The 12,292-nt window shown below is 40.7% G+C and carries 11 protein-coding genes; 1 reads left to right on the top strand and 10 read right to left on the bottom strand.

All coding sequences use genetic code 11. The annotated features are described in order from the left end of the window. The 10 genes from ACESMA_RS05820 to recR form a co-directional block, all read right to left on the bottom strand. A partial coding sequence (locus ACESMA_RS05820; RefSeq protein WP_372947837.1) for a choice-of-anchor J domain-containing protein occupies window positions 1-721 on the bottom strand: 721 nt, incomplete at its 3' end. A 288-nt stretch (window positions 722-1,009) separates the two neighbouring features. Then, window positions 1,010-1,768, bottom strand: coding sequence for a LytR/AlgR family response regulator transcription factor (locus tag ACESMA_RS05815; RefSeq protein ID WP_372947836.1), 759 nt, complete (start codon window positions 1,766-1,768; stop codon window positions 1,010-1,012). A 234-nt stretch (window positions 1,769-2,002) separates the two neighbouring features. Then, window positions 2,003-3,859: a T9SS type A sorting domain-containing protein gene (locus tag ACESMA_RS05810; RefSeq protein ID WP_372947835.1), complete on the bottom strand. Its 1,857-nt coding sequence runs from the start codon at window positions 3,857-3,859 to the stop codon at window positions 2,003-2,005. 248 nt (window positions 3,860-4,107) lie between these two features. Further along, on the bottom strand, window positions 4,108-4,239 hold the full coding sequence (locus tag ACESMA_RS05805) for a FeoB-associated Cys-rich membrane protein (protein WP_372947834.1): 132 nt from the start codon (window positions 4,237-4,239) through the stop codon (window positions 4,108-4,110). A gap of 16 nt (window positions 4,240-4,255) precedes the next feature. Next, window positions 4,256-6,355 carry a ferrous iron transport protein B gene (gene feoB, locus ACESMA_RS05800; protein WP_372947833.1) on the bottom strand — a complete coding sequence of 700 codons (2,100 nt, stop codon included), beginning with the start codon at window positions 6,353-6,355 and terminating at the stop codon, window positions 4,256-4,258. Window positions 6,356-6,357: 2 nt separating this feature from the next. Further along, entirely contained in the window at window positions 6,358-6,588 is a 231-nt protein-coding gene (locus ACESMA_RS05795; RefSeq protein WP_372947832.1) for a ferrous iron transport protein A, read from the bottom strand. 156 nt (window positions 6,589-6,744) lie between these two features. After that, window positions 6,745-7,275, bottom strand: a complete 531-nt coding sequence (locus tag ACESMA_RS05790; RefSeq protein WP_372947831.1) for a GNAT family N-acetyltransferase — start codon at window positions 7,273-7,275, stop codon at window positions 6,745-6,747. Beyond that, window positions 7,272-7,547: a type II toxin-antitoxin system Phd/YefM family antitoxin gene (locus ACESMA_RS05785; protein WP_372947830.1), complete on the bottom strand. Its 276-nt coding sequence runs from the start codon at window positions 7,545-7,547 to the stop codon at window positions 7,272-7,274. The genes ACESMA_RS05790 and ACESMA_RS05785 overlap by 4 nt, the downstream gene beginning before the upstream one ends. Before the next feature lie 51 nt (window positions 7,548-7,598). After that, a complete protein-coding gene (locus tag ACESMA_RS05780) occupies window positions 7,599-9,551 on the bottom strand; it encodes a glycosyltransferase (protein WP_372947829.1) in 1,953 nt (650 codons plus the stop codon). A gap of 487 nt (window positions 9,552-10,038) precedes the next feature. Continuing rightward, complete coding sequence (gene recR, locus ACESMA_RS05775; RefSeq protein WP_372947828.1) at window positions 10,039-10,665, bottom strand: recombination mediator RecR; 627 nt, start codon at window positions 10,663-10,665, stop codon at window positions 10,039-10,041. A 138-nt stretch (window positions 10,666-10,803) separates the two neighbouring features. Here recR and ACESMA_RS05770 point away from each other — a divergent pair, with 138 nt between their 5' ends. Continuing rightward, a complete protein-coding gene (locus ACESMA_RS05770; RefSeq protein ID WP_372947827.1) occupies window positions 10,804-12,285 on the top strand; it encodes a Gfo/Idh/MocA family protein in 1,482 nt (493 codons plus the stop codon). Window positions 12,286-12,292: the final 7 nt, after the last annotated feature.

Raw genomic sequence — 12,292 nt, 5'->3', positions numbered from 1 at the left:
TTAATCTTGAAGAAACTGAAGTCGCATAATTACCATTCAATACAGTTGCTGCACACTGTTGCCCTTCATAAGCTTCCCCGGGGCCACCAGAGGGTGTGCCAACTTCCCAAGTGCCACTTTCTGAAGCCCATTCGCCAAGCCCACTTTCCCAATCTTCAGGATTATTAAAAGTCATAGGTCCGGTTAGCACTTCTACATCGTCAATATACCAACCAGTGCTGACATCAAAAGGATTAGAATAAATGTAAAAAGCAATTTGAACCGATTGCCCTGCATAATCAGATAAATCAATAGAAGGATAAGTCCATACATCGCTGCCAGTATTGATGTATGAAGGAGATATGTCCACCCAATCCGTTGTACCATCTACTTTAATCTGTACTTTTCCATAGTCATTAGGTCCCATACTATACCAATGCCAAAAACGTAAACGAGGGTTTTCCGATGCTGATGGAACGGTAAATGAATTATGCCTAATTAGTCTGCTTTGTACATTTGTATTGTAATTTCCTCCCAAAACAGTAGCTGCACATTTATCGCCAGAATGAGCAGCGTTTGGCCCACTTGTGGGAATTCCAGCTTCCCAGGTTCCGGCATCTGCGTGCCAGTTGGCAGTCCAGTCGCCTTCAAAGGTTTCAGACCAGATTACAGATTGTGTATTTGCCTTTACAAATAATACGAAGAAGGTTAAAACGATAATGAGGTAAAAATTCTTTTTCATTTTTATTGGTTTTTTTGATTTTTAGTCTTTGTAAATGATGTATTTTATGTTAAAAAATATTGCTAAAAGTGTGGTGCTTAGATATTCTTTTCATATCAGTTTGATTTTGAATGGTTATTTTTTGCCAGATTAATTTAACCATTAATAAGTTAATATCATTTTCAATCCAATAACCGGGTGGGGTTAAATTATAATTACAATTAGATATACTATAAAGGGGAATAATTGCGTAAATACGGAGTAGTTAGTTAAGTCTTAATAAATATCTGCAAACAAAATACATGTAATTTATTCGGGTTTTCTGAACAGATGCAAAAAATCATGTTTATGGGATCCACTCAAGGAACAGCGCAAATTTTCTGAAAGCATTATTTCCTCATGATTACTGTAACCTGCAACATGTTGAATATTGATAATAAATGAGTGATGAACACGCATAAACTGTCCGGAGGGTAGCAATTCTTCATAGTACTTCAGGTTTCTGGAACTACAAATGGTTTTGTTTCCTGAAATATAAAAATTGGTGCAATACGTGCTGGCTTCGCAATAAATAATATCTGATAATTTTACCACATCAAATCCTTTGCGGTGGTATATTACCAGATTGGAAGTAGCTGGTGACGGGACTTCCTGCTTTTTGCCTGAAAACTGATTGTCTTGATAAGCACTTTCAAGTATTAACTCATATTGAACCTTTTTTACAGCTTCCATCAATTCTTTCGTTTTAACCGGTTTTATCAGGTAATCGGTTACGGCATAACGAAATGCCTCGGCAGCATAATCAGAGCTGGAAGAAATAATTATTTTTTTTAACCCAACAATCTCAAGATTATTAAACAGGTCAAACGCATGATTTCCAGACATTTTTATATCAATAAAAATTAAATCGGGTCGGTGTTTTACAATGCAGTTAAGAGCTGATTTAATGGTTTTACATTCATGAATAATTTCTATTTCAGGACAATTCTTTAAAATACCATTCACAAGAATCGTTCTTGATAATTTATTATCATCAAGAACGACACTTTTTATTTTCTGTGAAATCATATTCCGAAATGTTAGTTCACTATACAATCAATTTATTTTTATTTTGATATTCAAAAAATTTTTTTGATTGAACAATTTACAAAAAACAGGAATACAAATGTTTATAATAAATCAAATTTAAGAAGTTATCAACTAAACTTTTTGTCACCTTATTTCATGGGAGGACAGTTTTTGATCATCGGTTTCCTGCCTTCCATTTTCTTGCTTCGAGCTTTCCACTTTCTTGTTCCAATCTTACTCCTGTAAAATCACCTTTTCAGTTGATTCCATGCGGCCAGAAATAACCTTCACAATGTAGGTTCCACTTTCTGCGCCGGTGCTGTTCCATTGCGTTGATTTATTTCCGGGGTGACCGTATTCTGTTTTTCGTGAATAGACCATTCGGCCTGCCAAATCGTAAATCAGCAACTGAACTTCGCTCGGTTCCTGCAAATCGAAATGGATGTTAACCGGCTTTCCTTTCGGACTGGGATTTTGATACACTTTCAAATTAAGCTGATTTTTTAGCGGAATTTTTGCCGAACTCACCGGAATAAACGTAACGGTTTCGTCGTAACTTTCTGATAGCACACTTTCAACCCAGCAAAGCCTGTCTTCTCTTTTAAAGCCAACCAGCCGGGGTCTTCCGTTTTCATCGGTCACCCAGTTTACAAAGGTTTGCCTCATGCCACCTTCTTTTTCCTGGTGCTCGTCGTCCTTCACATACAAACCCCGGGCTGTGGTAACATCGCTAACGCCTGAAACCACTACCCAGTGTCCGCCATGCCGGACATTCAGCGTATCGAACCAGCCAAATTTAATTTCCACATCTTCGCCTTTGGCCATTTCCGCGGCAATCCAGTCGAATGTGCAGTGCGCACCCACAGAATCGTTTTTACTTTCGGCTTTGTGGCCGTATTTGGGGTTGGGCGAGTCTATGGAATCAACATAAGGAACGCCCTGCCATTTCACGTGAATCGGCAGTTTCAGCGAATTAATGTAAGCCAGTTTTCCCCGAATCATTCCACCGGTATTCAAACCATCTTCGTCTGAACGGTTAGATAATTCGTTGAATAATTTCAGTTTTTCGCGTATCGACAATCCTGAATTGGGAATACTTGCAATTGAGTCTTCCAGCCATTGCAGGCTGTTTACAGCGCTTGCCGGTCCACATGCGTTCCAATCGCCAACTTCGTCTGCCATGTCTCGAGGATTATATATTGATGAATCCAGATCGATGTTGGGAACCTTGCAGCCCCTGTAGTTCCAGGTTTTAACCTTCCACTCGCTGTTCCATTCAATTTCAGGAATATAACTTCCCAGTTTATATTCCCATTCGTTACCAATATCGCCGCCAACATTGTATGTATCTTTTCCAACGCCTGAGAAATACATGAATTCCGATTCGAAGGGTTCCAAAACCGGTTCGGTTCCGTATTTGTAATTGTACCAAAGATAGGGGACTTCCATTCCGTCAGCGATTCCCAGTTTTTCCATGTCAATCCAGTACGAAACTTCCTGGGTATCGGGAAATGCAGGCAAGGGAAGGTTTTGCACCAGCCACTGAGATGGCGTCGAAGAGTTTGGAACCGCGAACATAAAGTTTACATACTGAACCGTGTCGTTTGGCGGAATGGTAAAATCTACCCTGCCTGTATTCGAGTTTTCCTGCTGAAACGGATTCAGAAAACTTAATTGGTTGAAATTAAATTTGAAGTAGGCTGGCGGCATCACTTCAATATCGTACGAAGTTGTATCGTTGGTGGGGTTAATATCGTTGGAGGAATTTAGCTGAAGAGACATTTGGTAGGTACCTGTCATTTGCGGAACCCAGGGTTTCGGGGCCTCCACAAGCCGGGAGTTGTTTGCAGGAATGGTTCCCAGCGAAGATTCCCATTCGTAAGCAACGGAAAGCGAAAGTTTGTTCCGGATGGTAAGTTTTAAACTAACATCATCTGCCGGAAAATTTTCTATGTTTTCAATCTCTGTTACCACAGGCTGCTGCCTGTCCATTTCCATAAACCGGATATGAAACCGGTTATTGAATAAAACATCCCCTCCAATTGCTTCAGAAGCAACAAAAAAAAATGCAAACAGTATGACTGTGTGCATTTTTAGAATCTGCCAATTTAATGATTGATTCCTTTTCATTTTGATTGGATTTTAATTGGTTAATACCAATCAATTTACAAAAATGATCGCAAGTTCAAAAATTTATTTCAATATAATTTGCTTTAATTTAGTGTGTTACGAATAAAAATTTGTCGATTAACAGAAAGTATTCGAAATGTATTTTATTAAAAAAGAGTATTTTGTATTTTATTTTTGTATGTTTTTTTAAACGTATGTTTTTCGTAATTTTAGTGGCAATTGCATGCTGAATCACAGCCTTTAGCGTTTGGTTTTTTCTTTTTCAGAATGAATTTTTTAACCAGAAAAAACAGGGCAGCCAGTACGATGATATAAACCAATATGTTTTGAAGTTCCCACATAATCTTTTTCAGATTTTTATTTTAAAAGTTGATAAGTTATTAGCGATACCAAATAGGCAAATCCGGTCATAAAAAATAACTGGATGAGCGGCCACTTCCAACTGTTTGTTTCCCGTTTAACAATGGCTAATGTGCTCATACACTGCATGGCAAAAGCATAAAAAAGTAACAAGGAAATACCGCTTGCAAAATTGAAAGCTTTTTTCCCGGTGGTGGCATTTATTTCTCCGGCCAGCCGGTTTTTTATGGTTTCGTCATCGTCGGCACCAACGCTGTAAATGGTTGCAATAGACCCCACAAACACTTCGCGCGCTGCAAAAGAGGTAAGCAGGGCAATCCCGATTTTCCAGTCGTAACCCAGTGGTTGAATGGCAGGTTCGATGGCATGGCCTAAAGTTCCAATGTATGAGTGACGTAATTTGTATGATGCAATTGCTGTTTCCATTTCTTCAGCATCAAAATTGTCGCTTTCATTCTGGGTTAGTACAATTTCTTCAGCATTTTTAAACTGATCAGACGAGCCGTGTGATGCCAGAAACCACAACACAATGGAAATGGCCAGAATGATTTTTCCTGCATTTACCACAAAATCTTTGGTTTTGTCGTAAACTGTAAGCGCAATGTTTTTGGCCATCGGCATTTTATAATCGGGCATTTCGGCAATAAAAAAAGACCGGCTTTTAATTTTTAGTATTTTATTTAGAAAATAGGCTGAAATTACAGCCATTAAAAATCCGAGCACATACAGCGCCATTAGTGTAAGTCCCTGCAAATTAAGTCCAAGGAATGTTTCGTTGGGAATGACCAGGGCAATAATTATTAGGTACACCGGCAAACGGGCCGAGCAGGTAATGAAAGGTGTTACCAGAATGGTAATCAGGCGTTCTTTCCAGTTTTCGATGGTGCGGGTGGCCATAACTGCAGGAATGGCACAAGCCGTGCCTGAAATGAGCGGCACCACGCTTTTGCCGTTTAATCCGAACCGGCGCATCAGACGATCCATAATAAATACCACCCTGCTCATGTAGCCGCTTTCTTCCAGAATGGAAATGAACAGAAAAAGGAAGGCGATTTGCGGAATAAAAATCACAATTCCACCAATGCCGGGAATGATTCCTTCGGAGACCAAATCGGTAAAGGCACCTGCCGGTAAAATGTTATTTACTCCTTGCGCCATTGAGGCAAAAAGGCCATCAATAAAATCCATGGGATAGCTGCTCCAGTTGTAAATGGATTGGAAAACCAGCAGCATAATGAAGAAAAAAGAAAGGTACCCGAAAATGCGGTGGGTTAAAACCCTGTCTATCCGGCTGCGGAAATCTTTGGCTGATTTTATATCTTGTTTGAAGCTTTCTTTCAGAATTTTATTGATGAAAAGGTAGCGTAGAATGGTTTCCTTTTGTTGCAATCGTTTCAACTCCGGTGTGCTTTTCTTAATCGATTCGTCCAGTATTTCAGGTTGATCGATTTCCGATTCCTTAAAACTGAAATCCTGCGTGATGGTGAGCCAGCGTTTGTATAAATTTTCGCCGGGGAAAGCGTTTAAAAGATTTTCAAAATATTCAGGGTCGATTTCTGAAATATTAACTACCGGTTCGGTGGGCAGGTTTTTATAATCGAGAATCAATTCCTTCAGGTAATTTATGCCGGTTCCTTTACGGGCGCTGACCAAAGCCACCTTGGTGTGTAATTTTTTTTCCAAAAGCGCCACATTTAGCGAAATACCTCTGCGCTCCATTAAATCGGCCATATTTATTACCAAAATTACCGGAATGTTCAAATCTTTTATTTGTGTAAACAGGAGCAGGTTTCGCTTCAGGTTTTCAATATCAGCAACAACAACAGCCACATTCGGAAAATTTTCGGCCTTCTCGTTAACAAGCATTTCCACTACAATCTGCTCGTCAACCGATGTTGAATTCAGGCTATAGGTTCCGGGCAGATCGGTGATTCGGGCTTTAACACTTTCTGAGAGTTTGCAAATGCCTTCTTTTTTTTCCACAGTAATGCCCGGATAATTTCCAACCTTTTGGTTTAAACCGGTTAGCTGATTGAATACCGAAGTTTTCCCTGTATTCGGATTTCCAATGAGTGCTAGTTGAAGAAGTACTGACATTATTATAAAACTTTCGCAATTTCTATAAGCGCAGCCGTTTCTTTACGAATGGCGAAAAAACTGCCGTTTATATTTAAATAAAACAGGTCTTTAAATGGTGAAAGCTGAATGAGCTGAACTTCATTCCCAGGCAGGCAACCCAGTTCCTGCAGTTTAACCGGAATCAGGTCGGTTGAATAATTCCCGATAACTCCTTTTTCCCCCTTTTTTAATTGTGCAATTGTTTCCTTCATATTCCAAAATAACACGAAATTTTGTATTAGGTTTTCAATTAATGGTTTCCTAATAATCAAAGGATACAATAGTAGCATGTATTAAATTGAAAATCAATCCCAACAAATAGGGATTTTTAAGTCTTTTATTTTGAAGCGAAAATTACCGAAAGTGAATCAGACCAGGAGTTTTTGAAACAGAATTTCATCCTTCCAGCCGGAAATGGTTTTGAGCCATTCCTTTTTAATACCAGTCTGTATGAATCCTGTTTTTTCAAAAAGTCGGATACTTTGCAGGTTATCGGCTGCAATGTTGGCATAAAGCTGTTTCAACCCGAGTGCATGAATGGCATATTTTGAAAGGGCTTCCAGGGCGTCGGTGGCAAAACCCCGATTGCGGTCTTCGGTACTGTGAATTAAAATGCCCACACCAGCCCGCTGGTGGAATGGGTCGAAATCGAACAAATCAACAGCGCCAACCGGGTGTTTTTCCCAGTTTTCGATGATGAGGCGCAACTGTTTGGTTTCGTAAATGTCTTTTACTGAGTTTTTAATGTACTCGGCCAGCACATATTTTGAGTATGGTGTATGGGTGTTGCTCAGCTCCCAAACTTCCATGTTGTTTTCCCACCGGTAAAGCAACTCAATATCGTCGGGTTCCAACGGGCGGAGGATTATTTTTCCATGGTGGAGAAGTTGTTTTGTCATTTCTTTTTTTCAAAGTTTTTCAGCTCTTCCAAAGAAACCTCTTTTGTTAAACCTTCTTCTGCACTTTTAATGCTTTTTGCCAAACGTTCTGCATTTTTTGGGGAACTTAAAAGGTATTTGGTTTCTGCAAAAGAGTTGTATTCGTCCAGCGTCATAATTACCACACTTTTACCTTTGGGCCTGTGAACAATCAAAACATCTTGATCGTCATATACTTTTTTCAAATGTCCTTTTAAATCTTTTTTTAATTCTGAATAATTTAAAACGTTCATGGCTGTTTGTTTTTTATTTGGATAAACAAGTTAATGAATTTAAATGACATTCTACTTACCTAAATATTTCCACCCTTTCAGTAAAATCTCGGCATCGGTAAGTACGCTGTAATTGCGGGCGTAAAGCACATTTAGCCGATGGTTTCTTTTTGGTTCAGAAGAAGAGTTGTCAAACATATCGGCAGGGGAGAGGATTCCGGTTTTAATGGCAGGCAGTTCCGGATGGTTTTCCGTTGATTGGGCATAACCCACCCACGATTTTTTTCCGATAACAACCTGCCACGCGTTTTTCAGAAACCTGCCCTTTTTGTTGAATAGCCAAACCAGAAAAGGACTCAGCATGAGGAATGTTAGCGCTGTGGAAAAATCAAAAAGCCTTTTTCTCCTGCGGTTGGCCGGTTTGGAAATGGCATTGATGTGCACCACATACAAATCGCCTGCCGTGTGAATGGAGTTGCTGCCAATGATACTGATGCTTTCGGGCGGGGCAATTTTAAAGTCAATGTCGAGGGAAGTGAGTTCGAGCATGGCCCGGATAATTTCTGCCGAACTGATGTTTTCGGCACAGAAAATAATTTCATCGATGCGGTTGATGCGAACAATTTCGTTTAACTGGTTGAGCGAGCCAATGTATTGTTCGCCACGGTCTGTTTCGTCAATTGAAATAAATCCGGCAAATTCAGATTTAATGCGGGTTTGCTGAAGGATTTCCCTTACACGTGCTGCTTCGGCAGGGTGTCCGGCAATGGCAATTTTTTTGGAGCGCTTGATGTCGGGGCCAAATGCTTTCCACTTCATTTTATGAAAAACAAGCCGGTAAATTATAAGCAGTAATGCGGCCCAAACGGAACCCAGTAAAATCAAAGCCCTTGAAAACCGGTATTCTTCGTCAACCAGCGAATACACCAGCAATATGGCGATAGTTCCCCATAAAATTCCCCGGGCAACATGGAGCAGGTTCACAGGTTTTTTATACCCTCCGGAAGAGAAAATAGCTGCCAGCCAGAAAAGGATGTAAACGGGAACCACCCAATGCAAAAAATCAGGCGGATAATAGCCCGGTTCATAACGTATGTTTTCCCAAAGCGGGGTAAGTAGCAGGAACCCGATAAAAATAAAAATGGCATCGAGCACTGGCAGAAAGATACGGTCGATAATCCTGTGCAAAACCGAAAGCAACGCACGAAACCAGATGGCCAGGTTGAGCAGCAGCGAAAAGGCATTTGCTTTTCCACCTGAAAAATGTTTCTGTGCGAAAATAATCATCGCTTTGTAAAACACTTTAACATAATTCAACGACCCTTTTTTGGTGCTTTCGCCCTTGTAATGAATGATGGTGGTTTCGGGAAAATAGTAGTTTTTGTAGCCACCCTGCGTTATCCGGTATGAAAGGTCGATGTCCTCGCCGTACATAAAAAATGTTTCGTCGAGCAATCCCACTTTTTCGAGGGTTTCCTTTCGAAGCAGCATAAAAGCGCCGGCTAAAACTTCAACCTGGTGAGTTTCATTTTCATTGAGGTAGGAGAGGTGGTATTTCCCGAATTTTTTCGATTTGGGAAACAGCTTCGACAAACCGAACATTTTGCAGAAAGCCACCCACGGAGTGGGTAGTCCGCGTTTCGATTCGGGCAGGAAGTTTCCTTTGCCGTCAATCATTTTTACGCCCAGTCCGCCGGCATCGGGATGTTCATCCATAAACTGGATAATTTTGGTGAACGTATCTTCCTCTACCACCGTATCCGGATTCAGCAAAAGAATGTATTTGCCTTTAGCCAACCGGATGGCCTGGTTGTTGGCTTTTGAAAAACCGACGTTTCCCTTGTTTTCGATGAGGTGAACCTGCGGAAATTTTTCTTTTACAAGCTGATTGGAACCATCCACCGAATTGTTGTCAACCACAAAAATTTCGGACGAAACCGTTTTGGTAGCCTTCAGTACCGAGTGCAGGCACTGCTCCAAAAAGTGTTTTACGTTGTAGTTGACAATAATTACCGAAAGTTCCATTTATTCAGCCTGGCTTTAATGGTTCAAATGTAGCATTTCAATTGGATAACCGGATAGAATTTTCTTATTTCTTCCCTTGAGATCGGGGTGAAAAAAAGAAAAAACCGGCATATCATTTATAATAAATACGGGATCAATATATTCATTTATGTAAGTTGGCAAAAAGCAATTGGTTCCGATATCCATCAGCAATTTTTTAAATGGTATATTTTTTAGGGAATGCGTTATATAATTCACTTTTTTATAGTTGATTAATTGCGTTTTTAATGTATTTTAATTTGGCGGCATTTTTTCATTATTAATAAGGGAATAAGGTTACCTTTCTGGTGTTTGCAATTTTACTAAGGTTTGATGAAATAAAATAAGGTTAATTTGGAAAAATAAAAACCTTATTTTCAGCATTTTAACCTTAGTAGAAAAGTTATACATTTGATTTTTACCTTATTACCTTATCGCTCTCCGACAAAGAATAAAATAAATAGGCGGATTATTTTCCCAGCGAGTTTTCGTAAAGCACCCGGTTTACCAACGAGCGGCCCAGCGTAATTTCATCGGTGTATTCCAGGTCGTCGCCCACAGCTACGCCACGTGAAAGCGTTGTAACCCGCACCGGTTTGTCTTTCAACTTACGGAAAATGTAAAAGTTGGTGGTATCGCCTTCCATGGTAGTAGGAAGCGCAAGAATTATTTCAACCAATTCCGGATGATTTGCCCTTTCAATTAGTGAATTAATTTCAAGTTCGTTGGGTCCGATTCCGTCCATGGGGGAAATGATTCCGCCCAGCACGTGATACAATCCGTTGTACTGGTGCGTATTTTCCACCAGCATTACATCGCGGATGTTTTCCACCACGCAAATTACCGAATTGTTGCGCGAAGGGTTGGCACAAATCTGACAGATTTCGGAATCGGAAATGTTGTGGCAAATTTTACAGTGTTTTATTTCGTTGCGCAACTGAATCAGGCTTTCTCCAAACGCGGTAACCGACTCTTTGTTTTGCCTGAGCAGGTGCAATACCATACGCAGGGCGCTTTTCCGCCCAATTCCCGGTAGTTTTGAAAACTCGTTGACAGCATTTTCCAGCAGTTTCGACGGATATTTTTCACTATTCATGTTCTCGTTTTTCGGCTTTCAAAAGTAACGTGAAAAATCTGAATATAAAAAAGTACCTGCTTTTCAATTTTATTGAATAAATTTACGGTTTCAGCATAAATAATGTACAGAAATTTTTTAACCAATAAAATTCATATCATGAAGAAAAATTCAAATTCAACATTCTCCAGACGAAATTTTATAGGAACAACTGCCACTGCACTGGCAGGTTTCAGCATTGTTCCAAGCCATGTTGTTGCAGGGTTGGGGCACATTCCACCCAGCGATAAACTGAACATTGCGGGCATCGGAATTGGCGGAAAAGGGAATACCAATCTCCGGAATATGCCGGGGCAAAACATTGTGGCTTTGTGCGATGTGGACTGGGACTATGCCAACAGAGTATTTGAAACCTATCCCGAGGCCAAGAAGTGGAAAGATTTCAGGGAAATGTTCGATAAGCAGAAAGACATTGATGCTGTGGTGATTGCAACACCCGACCACACGCACACATTACCTGCAGCGACTGCCATGGAACTTGGTAAACATGTTTACCTTCAAAAGCCACTTACACATTCGGTTTGGGAATCGAGGTATTTAACTGAGCTGGCTAAAAAGACTGGTGTTGTTACCCAAATGGGAAACGAAGGCCATTCAAACGACACGGTTTATGAAGTAACCGAAGTGGTACACAGCGGCTGCCTGGGCGACATAAAAGAAGCCCATGTGTGGACCAACCGGCCAATCTGGCGGCAGGGAATGCCGAAACCTTTGGAGGAAGTGAAAGTTCCGAAAACGCTTGATTGGGATTTGTTTATTGGTCCGGCTGTAATGCGGCCATACAACCCGGAATATCATCCGTGGATTTGGAGAGGCTGGTGGGATTACGGGACCGGCGCTTTGGGCGATATGGGTTGCCATTTACTTGATGTACCGTATTATGCGCTTCAACTTACTGCACCAACGGCTTTTCAGGCCAGCTCTTCGCTGGTGAATACCGAAAGTGCCCCGGTTTCAGCCCAGGTGTCTTACCTGTTTCCGGCACGGAAAAATTTACCTTACTGCGCTATGCCGGAGTTGAAATTAACCTGGTACGACGGCGGATTAATGCCTGCCCGTCCTTTCGATTTACCAAACAATGCCCCGATGAATCCCGGTGGCGGATTTATGTTTATCGGTTCAAAAGCTACACTTATTGCTGAAGCTTATGGTGCCAAATGGAAAGTGTATAAAAACGGACAGGAAATTACACCTGAAACCCGGGTGAAAATTGACCGTATTCCGGATGACCCTGCCGGTGGTGGCCGTCATGAAATGCACTTTGTGAACTGCTGCAAAAATGGCGGAAAACCTGCTTCAAGTTTTGAATATGCAGGGCCTTTCAATGAAATGGTAGTCATGGGTAACCTTGCTGTGCGGATGCAATCATTACAGAAAACATTGCTTTGGGACAGTGAAAACATGAAAGTGACCAATATTTCACCCGATGAAACACTGATAACTACCAAACTTCTGCCTTTTTCTTCAGATATTGTCACGCGGAAAGTTGAAGGAGAATCGAAACAAACTGTAAAATGGAATGCACAGGAAATGTGTGCAGAATGGATAAAACATACCTATAAAAACGGTTGGAGTTTGTGATAATTTA

This window comes from Mariniphaga sp., assembly GCF_041687215.1.
GTDB lineage: Bacteria > Bacteroidota > Bacteroidia > Bacteroidales > Prolixibacteraceae > Mariniphaga.
This window is presented reverse-complemented; position numbering and strand designations above follow the sequence as displayed.